A 23,300-nucleotide genomic window follows, 5' to 3' on the forward strand; every position below is an offset into this window, starting at 1 on the left:
TCGGCCGGCGCCCCCGGCGGACCTGCCCCCGGCGCCCCCGGCCGACGCGCCGGTGGACACCGACTTCCACGGTTTCGTCCCGGCCAACATGCCGCAGGACGTTTCCTCGGCCGGCTACACCAAGCAGCTGTGGGACGCCATCCGGGCTCAGGACATCCAGGGCAACGACGCGCTCGACGCGATCGCCCAGCCGGCCCCGGCCACCTGAGTCCCGCCCGTAAGACTGCCCGGCACGCCTCGGACGTTTTTCGCTTCGGGGCGTGCCGGCACTCCAATCGCTACGGCGTTAGGCCGAGCCCACCCATTCTTCGGTCCCATCGTCGAAGAACTGGTGCTTCCATACCGGTAGCCGCGCCTTGATCTCGTCGACCAGCTGCGCACAGGTGGCGAACGCCGCGTGACGGTGGTCCGCCGCCACCGCCGCCACCAGCGCCGCCTCCCCGATGCGCAGCACCCCGATCCGGTGGCTGGCCGCGACCGCGCGCACCCCGGTCGACTGGTCCGCGACGTCGGAGACCACCTTGGCCAACACCTCTTCGGCCGACGGATGCGCGGAGTACTCCAGCCGCACCACCCGCCGTCCGCCGTCGTGGTCGCGAATCATGCCGACGAAGCCGACGACAGCCCCCGCCGACTGATGGGCCACGAGCTCTTCGTGCTCGGCCAGGAAGATCGGGTGATCGGTCATGGCCGCACGGACGACCAGCGTCATCGCTGGTGGTCTCCGCCGGCGAGTTGATCGAGCGCGTGATCGAGCACGTCGTCGAGCACGCCCAGGCCGTCCCGCACGCCACCGGGCGAACCGGGCAGGTTGACGATCAGGGTCCGTCCCGCCACACCGCACACCCCTCGGGACAACACCGACGTGGGCACCTTCGGCAGGCCCGACCGGCGGATCGCGTCGGCGGGCGGGGGAGCCAGGGGCGCCGGCTGGCCGTTGATTCCGGGCGCATCAAGCGGAGCGTCCAGGCCGGCCGGCGCGGGAACCTCGCGCGGGGACGGGCCGGACAGCGGGCCACCGCACACGGGCCAGGCACCGCGGCCCTGGGTGGCCAGCACGCGCTCGGCGACGGCGATCTGCTGCTCTTTGGTGGCCAGTTCGGCCGACGGCGCGTACTGGCCACCGCCGTGCGAAGCCCAAGTGCTCGAGCTGAACTGCACGCCACCGTGGTAGCCGTTGCCGGTATTGATCGCCCAGTTGCCGCCGGATTCGCACCGGGCTACCTGGTCCCACTCGCCGTCGGTGGCCGCGGCCGCCTGGCCGGCCAGGGCGATGCTGCCGCCACCGAGGACCGCGCCGGTGACGGCGATCTTGGCGACGCTGATGTTTGACGTGCTGGGCTTACGGTGACGTCCACTCATAGGCCGTGAAAAATCCTCTCTCGTCACGCGCCTGCGAGGTCAGCTGTCGGGTTCGGGTTGGAGAGGCCACCCGGCCGTCGTCGTGTCCGCTGGGGAGCGACGTCGGCTTCACCCCTAGGGGCCGCACGCGGCCCCAGTCCGATCACGGTGGACCGGTGGGTCCCCCGTCTCCATCCACGTTGGTCAGTGGGCCCCGCCTACTGGATGGAGCTCGGCGCGATAGGAGGGGAGGTCCGCCAATTCGGTTGTCTTGGCGAGCCTTCGGAGAAAGGTAGCGGGTTCTGTCGGCCCCGTCACGTTCTGCGAAACCGGGCGTTTCCCTCTCGGCCATCTGGGAAAACGCTCCGGACACACGGCATCCACGCAGGTCATAGCACCCGATATCGGAGCGTGATTACGCCGTTATCGTTCCGTTACGTGAGATAACTCACAGTTTTACCCGCCGGCGAAAGGGGGTAGAACGTCGATCGTGTTTCCGGGGCGTAACGGTGCGGTCTCGTCGCGCACGGCGACCCCGTCGCACAGGTAGGAGCATCTGCCCAACACCGCGGCGAGTCGGGAGCCACGCACGGCGAGGCGCTCGACGAGCTCGGCCACGGTGGTCCCGGGGCGCAGCACCACCGTCTCCGACTCGGCGCCCGCCGCCGCCCGCGCGGCGGCGAAGTAGCGCACCGTCACCTGAATCCCGTCTTGTTGGACGGCATGACCCATCGGGCTAGCCACCGATCGCGCTCATCGGACGGTCGGGCTGGACGAAGCTCGGGTCGTTGATCCCGTGACCGGCCGGCTTGCCCCACATCGCGACCCGCCACGCCGCTTCGATCGCGTCGTCGGACGCGCCGCTACGCAGCAGGGCCCGAAGATCGGTCTCCTCGGTCGAAAACAGGCAGCTGCGGACCTGACCGTCAGCGGTCAGGCGGGTTCGATCGCAGGCCGAACAGAAGGCGTGGGAGACCGACGCGATGACGCCGAACTTTCCGCTCGGCGTGCCCGGGCCGGTGTCGACCAGCCAGAGCTCCGCGGGCGCCGAGCCGCGCGGCGCGGGGTCGGGCCGTAACCGGAAGTGGGGGCGCAGCGTGTCGAGCACGTCGTCGGCGCTCAGCGCGGCGCCCCGGCGCCATTGGTGCCCGGCATCCAGCGGCATCTGCTCGATCACCCGTAGCTGGTGGCCGCGCTCGAGGCAGAACCGCAGCAGTTCGACGACGTCCTGCCGCCCGGTGACGGGATCGAGCACGGCGTTGACCTTGACCGGCGTCAGGCCGGCGTCGTGGGCGGCGGCCAGCCCGTCGAGCACGTCGCCGAGCCGGTCCCGGCGGGTGATCGCCGCGAAGTGGTCGCGATCCACGCTGTCCATCGAGACATTGACACGGTCCAGGCCTGCCCGGGCGAGGCCGGCGGCCCGCCTCGCCAGCCCTATGCCATTGGTGGTCAACGAGATCTCCGGGCGGGGCCGCAGCCCGGCCACCGCCGCGACCACCTCTTCGAGGTGCCGCGCCAACAGGGGTTCGCCACCGGTGAATCGCACGCTCGTGATGCCCAACCGGGTGACGGCGATGTGCATCAGGCGGGTCAGCTCGTCGGGCCGCAGCAGTTGCTCGCCCGGCAGCCAATCCAGGCCCTCGGCCGGCATGCAGTAATTGCACCGCAGGTTGCAGCGGTCGGTCAGCGAGACCCGCAGGTCGGTGGCGACCCGCCCGTAGGTGTCCACCAACGGGCCCGTGGTCGGGGCGTGCCGGGCGGCACCGCCGCCGGCGCGGCCCGGCACCGTCGGCACACCCAGCGCGGTCAGCGTCATGCGGCCATCACCTGGGAGGGCGAACCGACGGGAACGATCTGCTTGCCAAGCGGCATCAACGACACGGGGATCAGCTTGAGGTTGGCCAGCGCCAGCGGAATGCCGACGATCGTGGCGGCCATCGCCACCGCGCTCACCACGTGGCCGATCGCCAGCCACAGTCCGAACAGCAGCACCCAGATGACGTTTCCGATCAGCGCTCCCGTGCCGGCGGTCGGCTTGTCGACGATGGTGCGGCCGAACGGCCACAACGCGTAGGAGGCGATGCGCAGCGACGCGAAGCCGAACGGGATGGTGATGATCAGCAAGAAGCTGACAAGCGCCGCGACCACGTATCCGGCGGCCATCCACAGGCCGCCGAACACGAGCCAGATGATGTTCAGGATCAGGCGCATATCTCCTCCACCGGTAATGCCCAGAGTACCGAGTGGGCAATAACGGGGGTGCTCGTCAGGCGAGCATCCGAGTAGGATCAGGGACCAAACGGCGTCCTGCGCAGGCGGGACGCTTATTGTGTTGGCCATTCTATTGATCCGTTAGACAAGCAGGTGAGACCAGTGCCGACCGGCAAGGTTAAGTGGTACGACGCCGACAAGGGGTTTGGCTTCCTGTCGCAAGAGGACGGCGAGGACGTGTATGTCCGCTCGTCGGCGTTGCCCGCTGGGGTCGAGGGGCTCAAAGCGGGCCAGCGCGTGGAGTTCGGCATCGCCTCCGGGCGGCGCGGGCCTCAGGCGCTGAGCCTCAAGCTGATTGAGCCGCCGCCCAGCCTCACCAAGGCTCAGGGCCGCCGCGAGACGCCCGCCGAGCACAAGCACAGCCCCGACGAACTGCACGGCATGGTCGAGGACATGATCACGTTGCTGGAGAGCGCCGTTCAGCCCGAGCTGCGCAAGGGGCGCTACCCGGACCGCAAGACGGCTCGACGGGTCTCCGAGGTGGTTCGCGCGGTCGCCCGCGAGCTCGACGCCTAGCTCGCCGCCGGTCGGCGGCGAGTGGCTGGGGCAGAATTGTCACCATGGCCGCCTACGTCGCCGGAAAAGGTGACTTCACCCGCGACACGAACTACATCACCACCCGCGTCACCGCCGACGGGCGCGACGGCTATCCGGTGGAACCCGGCAGGTACCGGCTCGTCGTCGCGCGCGCCTGCCCCTGGGCCAACCGCGCCATCATCGTCCGGCGCTTGCTGGGCCTGGAAAGCGTTCTGTCCATTGGGTTTTGCGGGCCTACCCACGACGAACGCAGCTGGACGTTCGATCTCGACCCCGGGGGCGTGGACCCCGTCTTGAAGATTCCCCGGCTCCAGGATGCCTACTTCAAGCGCTTCCCCGACTATCCCAAGGGCATCACGGTGCCCGCGATCGTCGACGTTCCCACCGGCGCTGTCGTCACCAACGACTTCGCACAGATGACCCTGGACTTCTCCACGGAATGGACCGCCTACCACCGCGAGGGCGCCCCGGAGCTGTATCCCGAGCAGCGGCGCGCGGAGATCGACGACGTGAACAAGCGGGTCTATACCGAGATCAACAACGGGGTGTACCGGTGCGGGTTCGCCGGCTCGCAAGAAGCCTACGACGCGGCGTACGACCGGCTGTTCGCCGCGTTGGATTGGGTCGGCGATCGCCTGGCCGATCAGCGATACCTGGTGGGCGACACCATAACCGAGGCCGACGTGCGGTTGTTCACGACATTGGCCCGCTTCGACCCGGTCTACCACGGTCATTTCAAGTGCAACCGGAGCAAACTGAGCGAGATGCCGGTGTTGTGGGCGTATGCGCGCGACCTCTTCCAGACACCGGGGTTCGGCGACACCGTCGACTTCGTGCAGATCAAGCAGCACTACTACATCGTGCACGCCGACATCAATCCCACCGGCATCGTGCCCAAGGGGCCGGACCTGTCGAGCTGGCTGTCACCGCATGGCCGGGAAGCGCTGGGCGGCAATCCGTTCGGCGACGGGACCCCTCCGGGCCCGCCCGTCGAAGGGGAACGGGTGCCGGCTGGGCACGGCGCCTGACCCGGGCGCTCAATACGTAAGGCGCACTGACCATTCCGCGTGCGGAACATCCCGCAGCTCTCCCGCGGGATCCATGACGAGCGTCAGCAACTGCACCACTATCCCGACCACGCGCCCGCGGTGCGGGTCCACCGGCGGGATGGTGACCGCGAACCGGGTGCCCGGCCGAAAGATGGTGCTGGTGGTGTTGGTCGGGTCCTCGTAGACCTGCAGCAGCCGCCACGGCGCCCGGTAGATCGCGTCGGGCACCGAGAGTTGCACCGGGTAGCGCTCGCTGACCTTCAGCTCGCCCTGCGCCTGGGGCGTGTCGCAGTCCTCGAGGTTGAGCACGCTGCAGTAAAGGTATGGCCCCACCCTCGTGAGGTGGCCGTGCGAATACGCGCTGATCTGGGGTCGCTGCGGACCGGACGGGCGCACCAGCAGCCAGGTGCCCACACCGACGGCCACGCACGCCAGAGTCATCAGGCCGGCGAGCAGCACGGCCATCCTGCGTTTCACTCGGGCACCACCGCCGGTCGGCCGCGACGGACGCCTTCCTGCTCCACCATGACGGGCCGGTTACCTCCGAGTCCGGGGATCAGCGAGTTCCCTTGATAGCTAACGAGCGTCTGCGCCAATCCGAGGATCAGCAGCGCGGTTACGGCGGTGAAGCCCACCCACAACTCGGTGTACACCAGAACGCCCACGGCACCGCCGAGCACCCAGGCCAGCTGCAGCGTCGACTCCGAACGCCCGAATCCCGAGGCGCGCGATTCCTCGGGCAGATCGTTTTGCAGTGAGGCGTCCAGCGAGGCCTTCGCGATGGCGCTGCTGCCGGACGTCACCAGGGTGGCGATCACGGCCGCCGCGAGGGTGCCCGCCACCGCCGCCGCCAGCGCGACCGCAGAGACCGCCAGCGTGCAGCGCACCACCAGCACGGCGGGGCGGCCCAGTTGTAGGCGCGCGGCGGCGAAGTTGCCGGCGAAGTTGCCGATGCCGGCCGCCGCGCCGATCATCCCGAGCATGCCGAGCTGAACCCAGCCGTTGGCTTGATGCGCCTTGGCGACGAACGCCGGGTACAAGAACAGAAAGCCGACCATGACCTTGATGGTGCAGTTTCCCCACAACGAGGTAATGATGTTGCGGCCCAGCGGTTGTCGCAGCGTCCCGCCGACCTTCTTGACTTCATGGTGCCAGCTGCGCCGCTGTGGTTCGCTGTCCTGGCGGTAGCTCAACGTGGCGGGCACCTCGCCGGCCGTGACCTCGACCCAGCGCGGGATCCGCATCGACAGCGAAGCGCCGACGAGCGTGACCGCGATGACGACGAACAACGCGCCGGGCAACTTGAACAGATGGGTGCAGACGAACTCCACGCCCGCGGCGATCGCCCCGCCGGCGATGGTGCCGCCGAGCAGACCGAACACGGTCAGCCGCGAGTTCACCCGCACCAGGTCGATGGTCGGCGGCATGACGCGCGGCGTCACGGCGCTGCGCAGCACGCTGAACGACTTGGAGAACACCATCATGGCCAGCGCGCACGGATAAAGGACCCACGACGGGTAGCTCCCGGTTGCGCCGTCGTAATTCATGATCAGCACCAGCGCCAGCGCCGTCCGCAGGACGAACGACCCGGCGAGGGCGACCCGCCGGCCGTGCTGCAACCGGTCCAGCGCCGGGCCGATGAGCGGCGCGATGACCGCGAACGGCGCGATGGTGATCAGCAGATACAACGCGACCCGGCCCTTGCTCTCCCCGGTGGCCGCCGCGAAGAACAACGTGTTGGCCAACGCCACGGCCATCGCGGCGTCCACCGCGAAGTTGGCCACCACCGGCCACGTCAGGGCCGTCAGGCCGGACTTGTCGGCGCCGTCGGCGGTGGCAGCCCGTTGCACCATCCAGTACATCCGCGACCCCATCTCGCGGCTGCGCAGCGCGGCGGCGCGAGTGACGGTGATCCGTTCACCGGGGGCGGCAGGGCGTGGGGGTGAGGTGTCGTATTGATCCGGTTCCGACTGCTGGCCGATCGGCGGCAGGTAGCGATTGGCGCTCGGCATCGGCGGTGGACGGCGGCCACGCCGATCGGCGGCATCGTCGGCGGGGTAATTGGCCATGCCCGGATGCTGTTTACCAGCCCCATTGGCGGGCCGGCGACCCGGAGTGGAGGCCACGCGGCCCGGATGATCACGCCGCCGTCCAGACACGTTCCGATTCTCCCCTATGCCGACGACAAGCGTCTGCAGGTAACGGGTGTGGCTCGCCAACCTAGTATTGGAACCGCAATGGAGAAAGAGGACACCTTGACCGGACCCAGCGAGCAATCCGCCGGGGCGACCGTGGCCGACTGGCCCGAAAGTTTGGCCGCCGTGCTGACGGGTGCGGTAGACCAGGCCAGGACCGCCGTCGTGGAGTTCAGTGGTGCGGAGACCGTGGGCGATTACCTGGGCGTTAGTTACGAGGACCCGGCCGCCGCCACCCACCGGTTCCTGGCTCATCTGCCCGGTTACCAGGGCTGGCAGTGGGCCGTCGTCGTCGCCGCCCATCCCGGCGCCGATCACGCCACCGTCAGCGAGGTGGTGCTGATTCCGGGACCGACGGCGTTGCTGGCGCCCGAGTGGGTCCCGTGGGATCAGCGGGTGCGTCCGGGGGACCTGAGCCCCGGCGACCTGCTGGCGCCCGCGGCCGACGACCCGAGGCTGGTTCCCGGCTACACCGCCAGCGGCGACCCACAGGTCGACGACACCGCCGCCGAAATCGGGCTGGGCCGTCGGTGGGTCATGAGTGCCGCCGGCCGCGCGGAGGCGGCCGAACGCTGGCACACCGGAGAGCACGGTCCCGACTCGGCGATGGCGCGCTCCACCAAACGGGTGTGCCGTGACTGCGGCTTCTACCTGCCGTTGGCGGGGTCGCTCGGTTCGATGTTCGGCGTGTGCGGCAACGAGCTGTCGGCCGACGGGCAGATCGTGGACAAGCAGTACGGTTGCGGCGCGCACTCGGACACCCCCGCTCCTGCGGGCACCGGTTCGCCGATTTACCAGCCCTACGACGATGGCGTGCTCGACGTCGTGGAGCCGCCCGTCCCGACAGAGCCGCCGGAGGCTGCGGACCAGTCGACCGAGGCGGCGGAACCCCGGCCCGAGGACGCCGACGGCGACCTACAGGCGGAACCGGAGTCCGCGACAACAACTTCGGAGACGCCCGAGCCGCAGTCCGAAGCGCCGGAGTCGCAGCCCGAGTCCGAAGCGCCGGAGCCGCAGCCCGAGTCCGAAGCGCCGGAGTCGCAGCCCAAGCCTGAGGCGCCGGAGTCGCAGCCCGAGCCCGAAGCGCAGGAGTCGCAGCCCGAGGCGGACTAGCCCTTTTCGGCGGCGGCCTTGATCTTGGCGAGTGAGGCGTTCATGCCGTCGACCAATTCGCGTTCGAAGTTCGTGGTCCCGCCGAACAACGCATTCACCGACAGGTTGGAGAACGCGGTCACGCCGTTCTCGGCATGGCGGCTCTCGATCACCCGGGTGCCCGCGCCGGTGGGCTGGAGCTCGTAGCTCCAGATGGTGTTGTTGGTGTTGACCCGGAACGCCAGCTTGGTCTCGGGGATGACCTCGACGACCGTGGAGGTGGTCGGCCAGAACATGCCGTTACGGCGATTGATGTTGAGCGTGCGCGTGCCCTGGCGCAGCGGACCGAACGCCTTCATCCAACGACATTGCGGGCTCCACTCCGGCATCCGCCGAAGATCCGATATCAGCCCCCAGACGGTGGAAACCGTTGCGTCGATATCGATTTGCGCTTGCAGTAGCGGGGCTACCATCGATCCCTCCCGAGTGCATGATTGCGGAATCTAGCCGTGGTGGAAATAGTTCTCGAGTCCGTCCTGCGCGCCGCGTGCGCCCCGACGGGCTTCCGCGAGTTGCAACACGAAGATGCTCGTCCCGAGCACTGTCACCCCGAGCCCGGCCAGCGTCAGCAGGCGCCAACTGTGCAGGGACGGCACGAGGAATGCGGCGGCCGCCGCGGCCACCCAGCCGAGCGCGCCGAGGGCGATGAACGGCCACGCGTTGAGCAGCGCAGGCGGCAGCGGCGGGGGCTCGCGGTTCGGGCCGGGTTCAGCAGACATCGCGATTAACATAGCCGCCGCTGCGCCCCGCCAAAACACCCGCATGCCGGGCGGGCCCACCCCAAAACGCCTGCGCAGAGCGGGTTAAGTGCCCGCACGGTGGTTCGGCGACATTTGGTGAGCCCAGCGGCATCGATCAAAGCCCGTCGTTCACCGGTTCGTATCCCGATTTCGTGAGGTTCCGTGTAACCTCGCGCCATGCCTGACAGCGATGCGCGGCTGGCCAGCGACCTGTCGCTGGCGGTCATGCGGCTCGCCCGCCAACTCCGGTTCCGAAACCCGTCGTCGCCAGTGTCGTTGTCCCAGCTGTCGGCGCTGGCGACGCTGGCCAACGAGGGCCCGATGACGCCCGGCACGCTGGCGATCCGCGAACGCGTCCGGCCGCCGTCGATGACCCGCGTGATCGCTTCGCTGGCCGACATGGGCCTGGTGGACCGCGCCCCGCATCCCATCGATGGCCGGCAGGTGCTGGTCTCTGTCTCCCAGTCCGGCGCCGAACTGGTCAAGGCGACCCGGCGTGCCCGTCAGGAGTGGTTGGCCAAGCGGCTGGCGACGCTGGACACCGAGCAGCGCGACACCCTGCGCAACGCGGCCGACCTGATGTTGGCCTTGGTCGACGAAGGCCCGTGAGCGACGGAACCGATGGCCTGAACGTTCAGGACGTCGCCGATCCGGGCGACCCGCGGCTCGACGATTTCCGCGACCTGAACAGCGTCGACCGCCGTCCCGACCTGCCGTCCGGCAAGGGCCTGGTGATCGCCGAGGGCGTGCTCGTCGTCCAGCGCATGCTGGCCTCCCGCTTCACCCCGCACGCCATGCTCGGGACCGACCGCCGGCTCACCGAGCTCGCGGACGACCTCGCGGGCAGCGCCGTGCCGTTCTACCGGACGTCCGCCGAAGTTATGGCTCAGGTGGTGGGCTTTCACCTGAACCGCGGCGTGCTGGCGGCCGCCCGCAGGGTGCCGGAGCCCGGGCTTGCCGAACTGGTCGGGCGCGCCCGCACCGTCGCGGTGCTCGAGGGGGTCAACGACCACGAGAACCTCGGTTCCATCTTTCGCAACGCGGCCGGACTGGGCGTGGACGCGGTGGTGTTCGGCAGCGGTTGCGCGGACCCGCTCTACCGGCGCGCCGTGCGCGTCTCCATGGGCCACGCCCTGCTGGTCCCGTACGCGCGGGCGGCCGACTGGCCGGCGGAGCTGTCGATGCTGAGGGAAAACGGATTTCGACTGCTGGCGATGACTCCGGATCCCGGGGCCTGCGCCCTGCCCGAGGCCATGGCGGCCATCCGCGACGACCGCGTCGCCGTCCTGGTCGGCGCCGAGGGGCCGGGGCTCACGCCGGCCGCATTGCGCTCGAGCGATGTGCGCGTGCGGATCCCGATGTCGCGCGGCACCGACTCCCTCAACGTCGCCACCGCGGCCGCTTTGGCGTTCTACGAGCGGGCTAGGCTCGGGTCGTGACCGACGATTCCGTGCCCTGGGCAACGGGATTGACGGTTGCCGGGTTCGTCGCCGCAGTGACCGGGGCCGCCATCGTGGTGCTGAGTCTGGGACTCATCCGGGTGCATCCACTGCTGGCCGTCGGGCTCAACGTCGTCGCGGCCGGCGGGCTGGCGCCCACGCTGTGGGGTTGGCGGCACAAGTTGGTGCTGCGCTGGTTCCTGCTGGGCGCGGGGGTCGGGGTCGCGGGCGCGTGGCTGACGCTGCTGTCGCTGACGGTGGCGCGGTAGCGCCGCCGTCCGTCTAGCGCTGTCCCCCCGAGCGCACGCCGAGCAGCACGTCCTCCCAAGCCGGGATGACGGGCTTGCCCCGTCGGGTGTGCACCGGCTGCTCTGGGGGAGCGGGCTTGTCTTCGGGAGCAGCGGCGGCGGGCGGCTTCACCGGCTCCTCGAAGTCGACGTGGGACACCCGCGCGAGCGGACGCAGCGGACGGTCGAAGTTCGGGTCGATCAGCTCCTTGGCCGCGTCGTCGACGGCCGTGACCGTTCCGCCGTGCGCGCCGGGGGCATAGGAGAAGTGCGCGATGTTGTCGGACCGGCCGGCCTTCCACGCGAGCTGCACCGTCCAGCGGCTGTCCTCGTTGCGCCAGGCGTCCCAGCTGAGCCTGTCCGGTTCCAAGCCGCGCGTCACCAGGGCGGCGCTCACCGTCTCCAGCAACGTGAGTACCGCGGGACCGTCGGCGAGCACCGGATGAGCGGCCGTTGCCAGCTCGGCGGCGCGCGCACGCTCCAGCAAAACCGGATGCGCGAACCGGCGGACCCGCGAGATGTCGGAGCCCGACGCCGCAGCCACCTGCTCGACCGAGGCGCCAGCCCGGATCCTGGCTTGAATCTCTTTAGGGCTCAACATGTTTGTGACCTGGATATCGAGCTGCGGTTGATCTGAGGACACGGTCTCGCCGCGCACGGCGGCTTTCAGTTGATCGTCGACGGCGAGCTTGAACGGTTCCCCCCGATCGCCGGCTTCGCAGATGATGTTTTTGCCGTCGGCATCGACCCCAACCATTTTGAGTTCCCGCATGGCTTCTCCTCGCAGGCTCCGTGCAGGTCGACGGACCCGTCTGGTGCGCACTCTAGTTCAGCTAACGCCCACAACCGGTGCTGACACGCTGGGCGGTTGCGTGCTGATTGCGAGCGGGTTACGGCCCGGCTGCGGGCCTGGCCCCGCCCCCGCTCGCCCGGCTACAGCCGCTCGACCACCCAGTCGACGCACTGGGTCAGGGCGCTGACGTCGTCGGGGTCCACCGCAGGGAACATCCCGACCCGCAACTGGTTGCGGCCGAGTTTGCGGTACGGCTCGACGTCGACGATGCCGTTCGCCCGCAAAATCTTCGCGACTGCCGCGGCGTCGACGTCGTCGGCGAAATCGATGGTGCCCACCACCTGGGACCGCAGGGCGGGGTCGGCGACGAATGGCGTGGTGTAGGGCCGCTCCTGGGCCCACGAGTACAACCGCTGGGACGAGTCGGCCGTGCGCTTGACGCACCACTCCAGCCCGCCGTTGCCCAGCATCCAGTCGATCTGCTCGGCCATCAGCGCCAGGGTGCCGACCGCGGGGGTGTTGTACGTCTGGTTCTTCAGGCTGTTGTCCACCGCGATGGGCAACGACAGGAAGTCGGGGACCCAGCGCCCGGACCCGGCAATGGATTCGACCCGCGCCAGGGCCGCCGGGCTCATGATGGCCAGCCACAGGCCGCCGTCGCTGGCGAAATTCTTCTGCGGTGAGAAGTAGTAGGCATCGGTCTCGGAGATCTCCACCGGCAGTCCGCCCGCGCCGGAGGTGGCGTCGATGACGACCAGGGCCTCGCCCGAGTCGGCGGGACGGCGGATCGGCACCGCCACCCCGGTCGACGTCTCGTTGTGCGCCCAGGCGATCACGTCGACCGAGGGATCGCTCTGCGGCTCGGGTGCGCTGCCGGCGTCCGCCTTGATGACGATCGGGTCGCCGATAAAAGGGTTGTTGGCGACCGCCGAGGCGAACTTCGAGCTGAACTCGCCGAAGGACAGGTGCAGCGAGCGCTTGTCGATCAGTCCGAACGCCGCCGCGTCCCAGAACGCCGTCGCGCCGCCGTTGCCGAGGATGACCTCGTAACCGTCCGGTACGGAGAACAGCTCGGCCAGCCCCGACCGGACCCGCCCCACCAGATTCTTGACGGGCGACTGCCGGTGCGATGTGCCGAACAGCGGGGCCGCGGTGGTCGTCAGCGCCTCCAATTGTTCTGGCCGCACCTTGGAAGGGCCGCATCCGAAGCGGCCGTCGCGGGGTTTGATGTCGGAGGGAATCTCGAGCTGGTCAGCCATGCTCATCAGGGTAGTGAGCGGACGTGACCCGCCATGCAGCGGTCCGACTGCCGACCCCTTCCTCCGGCGCAAAACGCCTGGCCGCGCACAGCGGAGTGTTCAACGGGGTGTGACGCAGGGCACACCAAAACGCTGACCACTGGTCAGGCCACAGTGCCCGCCAGGGGTCTGGAAGATATGCGGTACCTGCGGTACTGTCTGGACACAGCACGTCCAAATGTAAACCTCGTTGGGGAGGCTTGGATATGGCCAGGACACGCATGGTTCGGCGTTGGCGCCGCAATATGGAAGTGCGCGACGATACCGAGTACGTCAACACGCTTGCCACACTGTCCGAGGGGTCGGTGCGGCGGAACTTCAACCCGTACACCGACATCGATTGGGACTCACCGGAATTCGCCGTCACCGAGAACGATCCTCGGTGGATCTTGCCGGCGACCGACCCGCTGGGGCGTCATCCCTGGTACCAGGCGCAGTCCGACGAGCGCAAGATCAAAATCGGCATGTGGCGCCAGGCCAACGTCGCCAAGGTAGGGCTGCACTTCGAGTCGATCCTGATCCGCGGCCTGATGAACTACACGTTCTGGGTGCCCAACGGGTCCCCCGAATACCGGTACTGCCTGCACGAATCCGTCGAAGAGTGCAACCACACCATGATGTTCCAGGAGATGGTCAACCGCGTCGGCGCCGACGTCCCGGGCATGCCGCGACTGCTCAAGTGGCTCTCGCCGTTGGTTCCGCTGGTGGCCGGTCCGTTGCCGGTGGCGTTCTTCATCGGCGTGCTCGCCGGGGAAGAGCCGATCGATCACACGCAGAAAAACGTTCTGCGCGAGGGCAAGTCGCTGCACCCGATCATGGAACGGGTGATGGCCATTCACGTCGCCGAGGAAGCGCGGCACATCTCCTTCGCCCATGAGTTCCTGCGCAAGCGGGTGCCGCAATTGACACGCAGGCAGCGGTTCTGGACGGCGCTGTACCTGCCCCTGACGATGAAGGTCCTCTGCAGGGCAATCGTGGTGCCCCCCAAAGCGTTCTGGCAGGAGTTCGACATCCCGCGCGAGGTGAAGCGGGAGCTGTTCTTCCGGTCGCCGGAATCGCGAAAGTGGTTGAGCGACATGTTCGGTGATGTCCGGATGCTGGCCCACGACACCGGGCTGATGGAGACGCGTTCCGCGCGGCTCATGTGGCGACTCTGCAAGATCGACGGCAAGCCGTCGCGTTACCGCAGCGAGCCGCAGCGTCAGCACCTGGCCGCGGCGCCGGCCGCCTAGGACCGCGCGGGTAATCGCCTATGCCGCACGTCATTACCCAGTCGTGCTGTAACGACGGGTCCTGTGTTTTCGCGTGCCCGGTGAACTGCATTCACCCCACGCCCGATGAGCCCGGCTTCGCCACCTCGGAGATGCTCCACATCGATCCGGTGGCGTGTGTGGACTGCGGAGCGTGCGTGAGCGCCTGTCCCGTCGGCGCGATCGCGCCGGACACCCGCCTGGACGTCAAGCAATTGCCGTTCGTCGAGATCAACGCGTCCTTCTACCCGGACCGCCCCGCGGACGAGAAATTGCCCCCGACGTCGAAGCTGGCGCCGGTGATCCCGGCCGCCCAGGTGCGTGCCCACCGCAGGCCACTGACCGTGGCCATCGTCGGGTCCGGGCCGGCGGCCATGTATGCCGCCGACGAACTGCTCACGCAGCATGGCGTGCGGGTCAACGTCTTTGAGAAGCTGCCGACGCCCTACGGGCTGGTGCGCGCCGGGGTGGCGCCCGACCATCAGAACACCAAGCGCGTCACGCGGCTGTTCGATCGAGTCGCCGGTCACCGGCGCTTCCGGTTCTACCTCAACGTCGAGGTCGGCAGGCACTTGAGCCACGCGGATCTGCTCGCCCACCACCATGCCGTGTTGTACGCCGTCGGGGCCCCCGACGACCGTCGCCTGCAGATCGAGGGCATGGGCCTGCCGGGCACCGGAACAGCCACCGAATTGGTTGCGTGGATCAACGGGCATCCCGAGTTCGCCAGTCTGCCAGTCGATCTCAGCCATGAGCGGGTGGTGATCATCGGCAACGGAAACGTCGCCCTGGACGTGGCCCGTGTGCTCACGGCCAACCCCGACGACCTGGCGCGCACCGACATCTCCGACCGTGCGCTGGTGACGCTGCGCGCTTCGGCGGTCCGCGAAGTAGTGGTCGCCGCCCGGCGCGGCCCCGCCCATTCGGCGTTCACCCTGCCCGAACTGATCGGGCTCACGGGCTCGTCCGATGTCGTGCTCAGCGCGGCCGACCACGAGCGGGTCGCGGCCGACCTCGCTACCGCGACGGACGGCCTGACGAAACGCAAGCTGGAAATCCTCACCACGCTCGGCGACGACTCGTCGCCGGCCCAGGGGAACGGCCGTCCGCGGATCCGGCTGGCCTACCAGCTCCCCCCGAAGCGGGTTCTGGGTGAGCAACGCGCCACCGGCGTGGAGTTCGCAGCGACCGGGGGCGACGAGTTGCGCAGGCTGGACGCCGGCCTGGTGCTGACGTCGATCGGCTACCGCGGCAAGCCGATTGCGGGCCTGCCGTTCGACGAGTCCGCGGCGGTCGTTCCGAACGAGGGCGGGCGCGTGGTCGACCCCGACTCCGGGCAGCCGGTGTCCGGAGCCTATGTCGCGGGCTGGATCAAGCGCGGCCCGAGCGGGTTCATCGGCACGAACAAGTCGTGTTCGCTGCAGACCGTTCACGCCCTGGTTGCCGACTTCAACGCCGGCAGGCTCGGCGATCCGGTGGGGCAGCCCGAGGCGCTGGCCGAGCTGGTGCGGGACCGGCAGCCCGACGCCGTCGATGCCCGCGGCTGGCGGGCCATCGACGCCGCCGAGGTCGCCCGCGGCAGCGCCGACGGTCGGCCGCGAGCCAAATTCACCGAGGTCGCCGACATGCTCGCCGCCGCTGCCGCCGCCGGGGCGTCCCCGCGGCGCCGGCTGCTGGACCGCCTGCTCGGCTAGCCGGCGCCCTGCCCGGCCATCGCCGCCTGGATCTCGTCGTAGCCGACCTCGCGGACCGGCTGTCCCATCGACCAGTGGTGGCCGAACGGGTCCGCGACCACGCCGTAGCGGTCACCCCAGAACTGATCGTCCAACGGAGCGACGACGGTGGCGCCCGCGTCCAGCGCCCGCTGGAACTTGGCGTCGACGTCGGTGACCGTCAGGTGGATGGTCACCGGGGTGCCGCCCAAGGACTTGGGCGTCATCGACTTGCCGCCACACACCTCGGGGAAGTCGTCGTTGAGCATGACCAGAAAGCCGTTGATGCGCACCGCGGCGTGGACGAGTTTCCCGTCCGGGCGGGGCACCCGCCCGATCTCCTCGGCGCCAAAGGCCTTGACGTAGAAGTCGATCGCCGCGGCCGCGTCGTCGACCACCAGGTGCGGGGACAGGGCCGGCTCGATATTGATCGCCATTGTGGTTCTCCTTGCTGTCGGTTCCCAGGCCGGCCCGAAGCGGGCAGGCTCGCGAGTTATGACTGCGCCCGCGACACAAACTCATCGCGGCGACACTCATTTAATCGCCGGGCACCGACAACAAGCGCACGCGAGCGTAGCGCCGGTGCGAAGAATTGAGCCGAAATTCGCGATGCCGTTACGCTCGCGCGCAACGGCCGACAGCGGTCCTGCCTCAGGCGTGGGTGAGGCTGCGGTCCCAACCCTCGACGGACTCCGGGCTGCGCGGGCCCGGTCCCACGTAGATGGCCGACGGGCGAACCAGCTTGCCGAGCCGCTTCTGCTCGAGGATGTGCGCGCACCATCCCGCGGTGCGCCCGCAGGTGAACATCGCGGGCATCATGTTGGCCGGGACCTGGGCAAAGTCCAGGATCACCGCCGCCCAGAACTCGACGTTGGTCTCGATGGCCCGGTCCGGGCGGCGCTCGCGCAGCTCGGCCAGGGCGGCCTGCTCCAGGGCGACCGCGACCTCGTGGCGTGGTGCGCCGAGCCGCTCGGCGGTCGCGCGCAGCACCCGCGCCCGCGGGTCCTCCGCGCGGTAGACCCGGTGCCCGAAGCCCATCAGCTTGTCGCCGCTGTCCAGGATCTTCTTGACCAGGGCGCGGGCGTCGCCGGTGCGCTCGACCTCTTCGATCATCGGCAGCACACGGGCCGGCGCGCCGCCGTGCAGCGGTCCGCTCATGGCCCCGATCGCCCCGGACAACGCCGCCGCGACGTCGGCGCCGGTCGAGGCGATCACGCGCGCGGTGAACGTCGAGGCGTTCATGCCGTGCTCGGCGGCCGACACCCAGTAGGCGTCGATCGCTTCGACGTGCCGCGGATCCGGCTCGCCCTGCCAGCGCGTCATGAACCGTGCTGTCACAGTTGAGCATTCGTCGATAATTCGCTGCGGAACGGCCGGCTGGTAGATGCCGCGGGCGGACTGCGCGACGTAGGACAACGCCATCACCGACGCCCGGGCCAGCTGGTCGCGCGCCGTGGCGTCGTCGGTGTCGAGCAGGGGCCGGTAGCCCCAGATCGGGGCCAGCATCGCCAGGCCCGCCTGCACGTCGACGCGCACGTCGCCGGTGTGGATGGGCAGCGGGAACGGCTCGGCGGGCGGCAATCCGTGGCCGAACTTGCCGTCGACCAGTAGGGCCCACACGTCACCGAAGGTGACCTGCTGGTCCACCAGGTCTTGGATGTCGACTCCGCGGTAGCGCAGTGCACCGCCGTCCTTATCCGGCTCGGCGATCTCGGTCGTGAAGGCGACCACGCCTTCGAGGCCGGGAACAAAGTCTTCGGGGACCACAGTCATAGGCAAAATTCTCGCACCCCACCCTCGGGCGGACGCTACCGGCCGGTAGCAAGCCCCGGTAGCGTTGGCGCGATGGCAGGACCAGACTCCGAGCACCTGCAAAGGATGCGCGTGGAATACGGATCGGTGGAAAAGGACGGCAGTCCCGATCTCGACGCGGATTGGCTCGACGACGGTTGGGTTGCCTTGCTGCGCAAATGGATCGATGACGCCGAGCGGTCCGGCGTCGCCGAGCCCAACGCCATGGTGCTGGCCACCGTCGCCGACGGCAGGCCGGCGAGTCGATCGGTGTTGTGCAAGAGCGTGGACGAGTCGGGGATCACATTTTTCACCAACTATGACTCGGCCAAGGGCGCCGATTTGGCCGCTACCGCGTACGCGTCGGCGACGTTTCCCTGGTACCAACTGGGGCGGCAGGTGCACCTTCGGGGGCCGGTGAGCAAGGTCACCCGGCAGGACACCGAGGACTACTGGTCCAAGCGGCCGCGCGGCTCGCAACTGGGCGCGTGGGCATCGCAGCAGTCTCAGCCGATCGAGTCGCGCGCGGCGCTCCTCGACCAGCTGGCCGAGGTGACCGCGCGGTTCGCCGACCAAGACCAGATCCCGGTGCCGCCGGGCTGGGGCGGTTACCTGCTCGCTCCGGAGTCGGTCGAATTCTGGCAGGGGCGGGAGAACCGGTTGCATAACCGGATCCGGGTCGCCGGCGCCCGTGTCGAACGCCTCCAGCCCTAGCCCGCGCCCGGGATCGGTGCGACGCCGCAGACTCGACCCCGGGCAGGCACGCGAACGCGACAACGACTACCTTCACCTGTAAGCCCCTAGTCAGGGCAGCCATACCAGTCAGAGCGCAAAGGGGTTCTCGTGGCCGACACCGACGACACCGCAACTCTGAAGTACCCGGGGGGCGAGATCGACCTGGAAATCGTTCACGCCACCGAAGGTGCTGACGGCATTGCGCTCGGTCCCCTGTTGTCCAAGACCGGGCACACCACCTTCGACAACGGCTTCGTCAACACCGCCGCGTGCAAGAGCGCGATCACCTACATCGACGGTGACGCCGGAATTCTGCGGTACCGCGGCTACCCGATCGAGCAGCTAGCCGAGAAGTCGACCTTCATCGAGGTGAGCTACCTGCTGATCTACGGCGAGCTGCCGGACTCCGACCAGCTCGCGGAGTTCACCAAGCGGATCCAGCTGCACACCATGCTGCACGAGGACCTCAAGCGCTTCTTCGACGGCTTCCCCCGCAACGCGCACCCCATGCCGGTGCTGTCCAGCGTGGTGAACGCGCTGAGCGCCTACTACCCCGACGCGCTCGACCCGATGGACAACAACCAGGTCGAGCTGTCGACGATCCGCCTGCTCGCGAAGCTGCCCACCATCGCCGCGTACGCGTACAAGAAGTCCGTCGGGCAGCCGTTCCTCTACCCGGACAACAATCTGACGCTGGTGGAGAACTTCCTGCGGATGACGTTCGGGCTGCCGGCCGAGCCCTACCAGGCCGACCCCGAGGTGGTCCGGGCGCTGGACATGCTGCTCATCCTGCACGCCGACCACGAGCAGAACTGCTCGACGTCGACGGTGCGGCTGGTGGGGTCGTCGCGGGCCAACCTGTTCACCTCGATCTCCGGTGGCATCAACGCGCTGTGGGGCCCGCTGCACGGCGGCGCCAATCAGGCGGTGCTCGAGATGCTCGAGCAGATCCGCGAAAGCGGCGACGACGTCAGCGAGTTCGTCCGCAAGGTGAAGAACCGCGAAGAGGGCGTCAAGCTGATGGGCTTCGGCCACCGGGTCTACAAGAACTACGACCCCCGCGCGCGCATCGTCAAGGAACAGGCCGACAAGATCCTGGCCAAGCTCGGCGGCGACCCGCTGCTGGACATCGCCAAGGAATTGGAAGAGGCGGCGCTGACCGACGACTACTTCGTCGAGCGCAAGCTTTACCCGAACGTCGACTTCTACACCGGTTTGATCTACCGGGCCCTGGGCTTCCCGGTCCGGATGTTCACGGTGCTGTTCGCGTTGGGCCGGTTGCCCGGCTGGATCGCGCACTGGCGTGAGATGCACGACGAGGGTGACAGCAAGATCGGCCGCCCGCGCCAGATCTACACCGGCTACACCGAGCGCGACTACAAGACCATCGACGCGCGGTAGTGGCGGGTCGCTACCTCAGGTAGTCACAGCGAGGCGAGCACCGCCATGGCGGCGTTGTGCCCGCCGATGCCCGACACGGCACCGCCGCGGCGGGCGCCCGAGCCGCACAGCATGATCCGCTCGTGCGCGGTGGCCACCCCCCATTGCCGCGCCGGCGTGTCCAGCGGGTCGTCGTCGTCCGCGAATGGCCACGCCAGTCCGCCATGGAAGATGTTGCCGGCCGTCATGCGCAGCGTGCGGTGCAGGTCGAGGGTGGTCGTCGTCTCGATGCAGGGGCGTCCGTGCGCATCGGGCAGCAGCACTTCCTGAATGGGTTCGGCCAGAACGGAATTCAGCGACGACAGCACCGACTCGGTCAGCCGGTCACGCAGCGCCCCGGAGTAGGTGCCGTCGAACAGCGAGTGCGGGGTGTGCAGCCCGAACACCGTCATCGTGTGAGCGCCCGCCTCGCGCAGGTCGACCGACAGGATGCTCGGGTCGGTCAGCGAATGACAATATGCCTCGCAGGGCAACGGATCCGGGACATGCCCGGCGGCTGCCCGCGCGCATGCCGTATCCAATTGGGTCCAGGCTTCGTTGACGTGAAACGTGCCGGCGAAGGCCTGTTCGGCCGTGACCGCGTCGTCACGCAACCGCGGCAGCCGGCGCAGCACCATGTTGACCTTGACCTGCGCGCCCTGGGCGGGGGTCGGCGGTCGTTCACCGAGCAGGCCGGCCAGTACCGCCGGTGTGACGCCCGCGAGCACGAACCGGGCCCGGATGACGTGCTCCGCATCGCGGGCCCGGTAACGCACCAGACCGTCCGGTTCGACGGCGTAAACCTCGGCGCCGGTGGTGATTTCGGCACCATGACGCACCGCGGCGGCCGCCAGGGCCCCGGTCAGCGCGCCCATCCCGCCGACCGGGACGTCCCAGTCGCCGGTCCCGCCGCCCAGCACGTGATACAGGAAGCAGACGTTCTGGGTCAGCGCCGGGTCGTCGAGGCGAGCGAACGTTCCGATCAGGGCGTCGGTCGCGATGACGCCGCGGACGACGTCGTTGCCGACGGCCGCGGTGATGGCACGCCCGATCGGCTCGTCGATCAACGCGTGCCACGCGGCCGCCGCTTCGGTGCCTTCGGCGACTCGCCGGCGGGCCTGCTCGCGGGTGAGCAGCGGTTCCAGCAGCGTCGGCCAGAGCCGCTGGGTCACCAGTCGGCAGCTGTCGTAGAAGGCGGCGAACCCGTGCTCGTCGGGGCCGGCGCCGATCGCGGCGAACGTGTCACCGCCCGCGCCGATCAACAACCCACGGCGGCCATCGGTCGCCGGGTCGGGCGTGTAGGAGGAGTACCGCCGCCGCGCCAGCCGCACCCCGGCGCCCAGATCGTCGACGATGCGGGGCGGCAACAGGCTGACCAGATAGGAATACCGCGACAGCCGCACACCCACCCCGTCGAACGCCTGCGCCGAGACGGCCGCTCCGCCGGTGTGTCCGAGCCGCTCCAGCACCCGCACCCGAAGGCCCGCCCGGGCCAGATACGCCGCGGCCACCAGGCCGTTATGGCCGCCCCCTATGACGACGGCGTCGACATCTGCGGCGTGGCTCAGTTCAGGTAGCCCTCGACCTCGTCGGGCGGACGCACCTCGGCCTCGTGGGGGTCACCGCCGCTGTCGCGCAGAGCGCGACGCTGCCGCAGCAGGTCCCAACACTGGTCCAGCTCGACCTCGAGCCGCCGCAGGCGATCATGCTCCTCCGATTCGGAGATGTCGCGCTGTTGCAGCTGCGCCCGCAGGGCCTTCTCCTCGGCGACCAGGTCGCGGATGTGTGCCAGGGTTTCGTTGTCGGTCGGTTTGTTGCCGTTGGCCATCGCTCCAGTGTGCCCGACCCGGCGGGGGTCGTCCCGGTAGGTCACCCATCACGGGCCGCGCGTACATGCGGCCGGGGGATCGAGTCAAAAGCCTTGTGCCTTCGACAAAGTCGCGCTAGCTGGGGCCGGGGAGCCGCAGCACCAGCCGGGCGCCGCCCAGCGGGCTGCTCTCCAGCGCCGCCGTCCCGCGGTGCAGGTGGGCTTGCTGGGCCACCAGCGCCAGCCCCAGGCCCGAGCCCGAATGCGAGGCGGTCGACCCGCGGGAGAACCGCTCGAACACGACGTCGCGTTCGTCTTCGGGCACGCCGCTGCCGTTGTCGTCGACCGCGATCTCGACGCCGGCGCGGGAGCTGACCGCCGACAGCTGGACACGGGTCGCGCCGCCATGTTTGACGGCGTTGGCGATGGCGTTGTCCACCGCGAGGCGCAACCCGGCCGGCAAGCCGACGATGATGCACGTCGGCGACGGGACCAGTGACACGTCGAGGTCGGGGTAGATGCGCATCGCGTCGTGGGCGGCGCGGTCGAGCAGCTCGGTGATGTCGACGGGCACATGGTCGTCGGAGGTCGACAGTTCGCCCTGGGCCAGCCGCTCGAGGGCGCTCAAGGTGGCTTCGATGCGCGACTGGGTGCGGATGACGTCGCTCAGCACCTCCTTGCGTTGGTCGTCGGTCATATCCAGCGTGGACAGCACCTCGAGGTTGGTGCGCATCGCGGTCAGCGGGGTGCGCAGCTCGTGTGAGGACACGGCGGCGAAGTCGCGGGCCGACGCCAGTGCCTCCTTGGTCCGGTTCTGCTCGTTCCAGATGCGCTGCAGCATGCCGCGCATGGCTTCGGCGATCTCGACGGCCTCGGTGGCGCCGTGCACCTCCACCCGCGGCGCCTCGTCGCCCGCGTCGATCGACCGGGTCTGCTGGGCGAGCTGTTTGAACGGGCGCACGGCGAACGCGGCCAGCAGCCACGCGAACACGGCGGCCGCGCCGATGGCGAAGCCGCAGATCAGCAGCACCCGACGGTGCAGGTTGTTGGTCTCGGCGAGAGTCGCGTCGTACGTCGCGCCCACGGCCAGCGAGGTCGGTTCGGGCGCCGGAATCGTCACCGTGCGCACCCGGTACCGCACGCCGTTGACGTACGCGTCGGCGTAGTCGACGTCCAGTTTGGGCAGCGTCACGTTGGAATTCGACTTGACCAGGTCACCGCGGCGGATGGTCATGATGGCGTCGTTGTTGTAGGGGGAGCGCGGGATTTCGTCGAGGCCGCGCGGCAGGGAGGGGATGGCGAAGCCCGCGGCCTCGTCGAGGCGGCGGTCCAGCCGTTCCTTGCGGTCGTTGGTGATGCCCACCCAGACGACGACGCCGACGATGAGCACGGGAATCGCTGCGCCGATGACCGTCGCGACCACAACGCGGGCGCGTAGCGATGGCGTACGGGTCAGGATCCGGGACAGAAAATTCATGGCCGCT

24 protein-coding genes, 4 pseudogenes and 1 riboswitch are annotated in these 23,300 nt (G+C 69.0%); of the genes and pseudogenes, 11 read left to right on the forward strand and 17 right to left on the reverse strand.

The genetic code is table 11. The features are described 5' to 3' along the window. A pseudogene (locus A9X05_RS27250) lies at positions 1-208 on the forward strand (resuscitation-promoting factor RpfA); the annotation flags it as partial. A gap of 78 nt (positions 209-286) precedes the next feature. On the opposite strand, the gene A9X05_RS27255 reads toward A9X05_RS27250, so the two are convergent. The 6 genes and pseudogenes from A9X05_RS27255 to A9X05_RS27275 all read right to left on the reverse strand — a co-directional run bounded on the left by A9X05_RS27255 (position 287) and on the right by A9X05_RS27275 (position 3,552). Next, positions 287-712, reverse strand: a complete 426-nt coding sequence (locus A9X05_RS27255; protein ID WP_067754920.1) for a molybdenum cofactor biosynthesis protein MoaE — start codon at positions 710-712, stop codon at positions 287-289. Next, positions 709-906, reverse strand: a pseudogene (locus A9X05_RS31840) (molybdenum cofactor biosynthesis protein B); the annotation flags it as partial. The gene A9X05_RS27255 and the pseudogene A9X05_RS31840, both read right to left, overlap by 4 nt. Further along, a pseudogene (locus tag A9X05_RS27260) lies at positions 901-1,362 on the reverse strand (transglycosylase family protein); the annotation flags it as partial. The pseudogenes A9X05_RS31840 and A9X05_RS27260, both read right to left, overlap by 6 nt. Positions 1,363-1,372: 10 nt before the next feature. Further along, positions 1,373-1,589: riboswitch (cyclic di-AMP (ydaO/yuaA leader) on the reverse strand. A 208-nt stretch (positions 1,590-1,797) separates the two neighbouring features. Further along, a complete protein-coding gene (locus A9X05_RS27265) occupies positions 1,798-2,073 on the reverse strand; it encodes a MoaD/ThiS family protein (RefSeq protein ID WP_067747420.1) in 276 nt (91 codons plus the stop codon). 4 nt (positions 2,074-2,077) lie between these two features. Then, entirely contained in the window at positions 2,078-3,157 is a 1,080-nt protein-coding gene (moaA, locus tag A9X05_RS27270) for a GTP 3',8-cyclase MoaA (protein ID WP_067747423.1), read from the reverse strand. After that, positions 3,154-3,552 (reverse strand): YccF domain-containing protein, encoded by a 399-nt coding sequence (locus A9X05_RS27275; RefSeq protein ID WP_067747425.1) that lies wholly within the window; start codon positions 3,550-3,552, stop codon positions 3,154-3,156. The genes moaA and A9X05_RS27275 overlap by 4 nt, the downstream gene beginning before the upstream one ends. A 162-nt stretch (positions 3,553-3,714) precedes the next feature. Here A9X05_RS27275 and A9X05_RS27280 point away from each other — a divergent pair, with 162 nt between their 5' ends. Together A9X05_RS27280 and A9X05_RS27285 are read left to right on the forward strand one after the other, a co-directional pair. Beyond that, the gene (locus A9X05_RS27280) at positions 3,715-4,128 is read left to right on the forward strand and encodes a cold-shock protein (protein WP_067273548.1); all 414 of its coding nucleotides are present in this window, start codon (positions 3,715-3,717) and stop codon (positions 4,126-4,128) included. Positions 4,129-4,172: 44 nt separating this feature from the next. After that, entirely contained in the window at positions 4,173-5,177 is a 1,005-nt protein-coding gene (locus tag A9X05_RS27285; protein ID WP_067785326.1) for a glutathione S-transferase family protein, read from the forward strand. A gap of 9 nt (positions 5,178-5,186) precedes the next feature. Here the strand turns inward: A9X05_RS27285 and A9X05_RS27290 are convergent, their stop codons facing one another. Together A9X05_RS27290 and A9X05_RS27295 are read right to left on the reverse strand one after the other, a co-directional pair. Then, on the reverse strand, positions 5,187-5,675 hold the full coding sequence (locus tag A9X05_RS27290; RefSeq protein WP_156669851.1) for a DUF2771 domain-containing protein: 489 nt from the start codon (positions 5,673-5,675) through the stop codon (positions 5,187-5,189). Further along, positions 5,672-7,324: an MFS transporter gene (locus A9X05_RS27295; protein ID WP_156669855.1), complete on the reverse strand. Its 1,653-nt coding sequence runs from the start codon at positions 7,322-7,324 to the stop codon at positions 5,672-5,674. Before A9X05_RS27295 ends, A9X05_RS27290 begins: the two co-directional genes overlap by 4 nt. A gap of 129 nt (positions 7,325-7,453) precedes the next feature. Here A9X05_RS27295 and A9X05_RS27300 point away from each other — a divergent pair. After that, positions 7,454-8,239: pseudogene (locus tag A9X05_RS27300) on the forward strand (DUF3027 domain-containing protein); the annotation flags it as partial. Positions 8,240-8,502: 263 nt separating this feature from the next. Here the strand turns inward: A9X05_RS27300 and A9X05_RS27305 are convergent. Both A9X05_RS27305 and A9X05_RS27310 read right to left on the reverse strand, forming a co-directional pair. Next, positions 8,503-8,958 (reverse strand): SRPBCC family protein, encoded by a 456-nt coding sequence (locus tag A9X05_RS27305; RefSeq protein WP_067785332.1) that lies wholly within the window; start codon positions 8,956-8,958, stop codon positions 8,503-8,505. Positions 8,959-8,988: 30 nt separating this feature from the next. Beyond that, positions 8,989-9,264 (reverse strand): DUF2530 domain-containing protein, encoded by a 276-nt coding sequence (locus A9X05_RS27310; RefSeq protein ID WP_067785369.1) that lies wholly within the window; start codon positions 9,262-9,264, stop codon positions 8,989-8,991. 198 nt (positions 9,265-9,462) lie between these two features. Here A9X05_RS27310 and A9X05_RS27315 point away from each other — a divergent pair, with 198 nt between their 5' ends. From A9X05_RS27315 to A9X05_RS27325, 3 genes are read left to right on the forward strand one after another with little or no spacing between them, the layout of a single operon-like run. Continuing rightward, positions 9,463-9,894, forward strand: a complete 432-nt coding sequence (locus tag A9X05_RS27315) for a MarR family transcriptional regulator (RefSeq protein WP_067747437.1) — start codon at positions 9,463-9,465, stop codon at positions 9,892-9,894. Further along, positions 9,891-10,724: an RNA methyltransferase gene (locus A9X05_RS27320; protein WP_067785335.1), complete on the forward strand. Its 834-nt coding sequence runs from the start codon at positions 9,891-9,893 to the stop codon at positions 10,722-10,724. The genes A9X05_RS27315 and A9X05_RS27320 overlap by 4 nt, the downstream gene beginning before the upstream one ends. Next, the gene (locus A9X05_RS27325; RefSeq protein ID WP_067747441.1) at positions 10,721-10,993 is read left to right on the forward strand and encodes a DUF2537 domain-containing protein; all 273 of its coding nucleotides are present in this window, start codon (positions 10,721-10,723) and stop codon (positions 10,991-10,993) included. The genes A9X05_RS27320 and A9X05_RS27325 overlap by 4 nt, the downstream gene beginning before the upstream one ends. Before the next feature lie 13 nt (positions 10,994-11,006). Here A9X05_RS27325 and sepH read toward each other — a convergent pair whose 3' ends face one another. Then, positions 11,007-11,783: a septation protein SepH gene (sepH, locus tag A9X05_RS27330; protein WP_067747443.1), complete on the reverse strand. Its 777-nt coding sequence runs from the start codon at positions 11,781-11,783 to the stop codon at positions 11,007-11,009. Positions 11,784-11,944: 161 nt separating this feature from the next. After that, the gene (gene serC, locus A9X05_RS27335; protein WP_067785372.1) at positions 11,945-13,063 is read right to left on the reverse strand and encodes a phosphoserine transaminase; all 1,119 of its coding nucleotides are present in this window, start codon (positions 13,061-13,063) and stop codon (positions 11,945-11,947) included. Between the two features lie 245 nt (positions 13,064-13,308). Between serC and A9X05_RS27340 the strand changes: the two genes are divergently transcribed. Together A9X05_RS27340 and A9X05_RS27345 are read left to right on the forward strand one after the other, a co-directional pair. After that, on the forward strand, positions 13,309-14,334 hold the full coding sequence (locus A9X05_RS27340) for a diiron oxygenase (protein WP_067273514.1): 1,026 nt from the start codon (positions 13,309-13,311) through the stop codon (positions 14,332-14,334). A gap of 20 nt (positions 14,335-14,354) precedes the next feature. Then, complete coding sequence (locus A9X05_RS27345) at positions 14,355-16,046, forward strand: FAD-dependent oxidoreductase (protein ID WP_067785338.1); 1,692 nt, start codon at positions 14,355-14,357, stop codon at positions 16,044-16,046. Here A9X05_RS27345 and A9X05_RS27350 read toward each other — a convergent pair. After that, positions 16,043-16,501: a VOC family protein gene (locus tag A9X05_RS27350; protein WP_067273505.1), complete on the reverse strand. Its 459-nt coding sequence runs from the start codon at positions 16,499-16,501 to the stop codon at positions 16,043-16,045. The genes A9X05_RS27345 and A9X05_RS27350 overlap by 4 nt on opposite strands. A gap of 214 nt (positions 16,502-16,715) precedes the next feature. Continuing rightward, entirely contained in the window at positions 16,716-17,837 is a 1,122-nt protein-coding gene (locus A9X05_RS27355) for a citrate synthase 2 (RefSeq protein ID WP_067747450.1), read from the reverse strand. A 72-nt stretch (positions 17,838-17,909) separates the two neighbouring features. On the opposite strand from A9X05_RS27355, the gene pdxH reads away from it, so the two are divergent. Both pdxH and A9X05_RS27365 read left to right on the forward strand, forming a co-directional pair. Beyond that, on the forward strand, positions 17,910-18,569 hold the full coding sequence (pdxH, locus tag A9X05_RS27360) for a pyridoxamine 5'-phosphate oxidase (protein ID WP_067785342.1): 660 nt from the start codon (positions 17,910-17,912) through the stop codon (positions 18,567-18,569). A 129-nt stretch (positions 18,570-18,698) separates the two neighbouring features. Next, the gene (locus A9X05_RS27365) at positions 18,699-19,991 is read left to right on the forward strand and encodes a citrate synthase (protein ID WP_067747454.1); all 1,293 of its coding nucleotides are present in this window, start codon (positions 18,699-18,701) and stop codon (positions 19,989-19,991) included. Between the two features lie 23 nt (positions 19,992-20,014). Here A9X05_RS27365 and A9X05_RS27370 read toward each other — a convergent pair whose 3' ends face one another. The 3 genes from A9X05_RS27370 to A9X05_RS27380 form a co-directional block, all read right to left on the reverse strand. After that, positions 20,015-21,577, reverse strand: coding sequence for an NAD(P)/FAD-dependent oxidoreductase (locus A9X05_RS27370; protein WP_067785346.1), 1,563 nt, complete (start codon positions 21,575-21,577; stop codon positions 20,015-20,017). Continuing rightward, positions 21,574-21,837 (reverse strand): DUF2630 family protein, encoded by a 264-nt coding sequence (locus A9X05_RS27375; RefSeq protein WP_067747509.1) that lies wholly within the window; start codon positions 21,835-21,837, stop codon positions 21,574-21,576. Before A9X05_RS27375 ends, A9X05_RS27370 begins: the two co-directional genes overlap by 4 nt. A 115-nt stretch (positions 21,838-21,952) precedes the next feature. Then, positions 21,953-23,293, reverse strand: a complete 1,341-nt coding sequence (locus tag A9X05_RS27380; protein WP_067747459.1) for a HAMP domain-containing sensor histidine kinase — start codon at positions 23,291-23,293, stop codon at positions 21,953-21,955. Positions 23,294-23,300: the final 7 nt, after the last annotated feature.

It is taken from the genome of Mycobacterium sp. E3298 (assembly GCF_001666895.1).
In the GTDB taxonomy this organism is placed as follows: domain Bacteria; phylum Actinomycetota; class Actinomycetes; order Mycobacteriales; family Mycobacteriaceae; genus Mycobacterium.

Bases quoted from the DNA above. Each gene is read 5' to 3' on its own strand.
- A9X05_RS27255 (WP_067754920.1), bottom strand. From the start codon at position 712: ATGACGCTGGTCGTCCGTGCGGCCATGACCGATCACCCGATCTTCCTG.
- A9X05_RS27265 (WP_067747420.1), bottom strand. From the start codon at position 2,073: ATGGGTCATGCCGTCCAACAAGACGGGATTCAGGTGACGGTGCGCTAC.
- moaA (WP_067747423.1), bottom strand. From the start codon at position 3,157: ATGACGCTGACCGCGCTGGGTGTGCCGACGGTGCCGGGCCGCGCCGGC.
- A9X05_RS27275 (WP_067747425.1), bottom strand. From the start codon at position 3,552: ATGCGCCTGATCCTGAACATCATCTGGCTCGTGTTCGGCGGCCTGTGG.
- A9X05_RS27285 (WP_067785326.1), top strand. From the start codon at position 4,173: ATGGCCGCCTACGTCGCCGGAAAAGGTGACTTCACCCGCGACACGAAC.
- A9X05_RS27305 (WP_067785332.1), bottom strand. From the start codon at position 8,958: ATGGTAGCCCCGCTACTGCAAGCGCAAATCGATATCGACGCAACGGTT.
- A9X05_RS27310 (WP_067785369.1), bottom strand. From the start codon at position 9,264: ATGTCTGCTGAACCCGGCCCGAACCGCGAGCCCCCGCCGCTGCCGCCT.
- A9X05_RS27315 (WP_067747437.1), top strand. From the start codon at position 9,463: ATGCCTGACAGCGATGCGCGGCTGGCCAGCGACCTGTCGCTGGCGGTC.
- sepH (WP_067747443.1), bottom strand. From the start codon at position 11,783: ATGCGGGAACTCAAAATGGTTGGGGTCGATGCCGACGGCAAAAACATC.
- serC (WP_067785372.1), bottom strand. From the start codon at position 13,063: ATGGCTGACCAGCTCGAGATTCCCTCCGACATCAAACCCCGCGACGGC.
- A9X05_RS27340 (WP_067273514.1), top strand. From the start codon at position 13,309: ATGGCCAGGACACGCATGGTTCGGCGTTGGCGCCGCAATATGGAAGTG.
- A9X05_RS27345 (WP_067785338.1), top strand. From the start codon at position 14,355: ATGCCGCACGTCATTACCCAGTCGTGCTGTAACGACGGGTCCTGTGTT.
- A9X05_RS27350 (WP_067273505.1), bottom strand. From the start codon at position 16,501: ATGGCGATCAATATCGAGCCGGCCCTGTCCCCGCACCTGGTGGTCGAC.
- A9X05_RS27355 (WP_067747450.1), bottom strand. From the start codon at position 17,837: ATGACTGTGGTCCCCGAAGACTTTGTTCCCGGCCTCGAAGGCGTGGTC.
- pdxH (WP_067785342.1), top strand. From the start codon at position 17,910: ATGGCAGGACCAGACTCCGAGCACCTGCAAAGGATGCGCGTGGAATAC.
- A9X05_RS27375 (WP_067747509.1), bottom strand. From the start codon at position 21,837: ATGGCCAACGGCAACAAACCGACCGACAACGAAACCCTGGCACACATC.
- A9X05_RS27380 (WP_067747459.1), bottom strand. From the start codon at position 23,293: ATGAATTTTCTGTCCCGGATCCTGACCCGTACGCCATCGCTACGCGCC.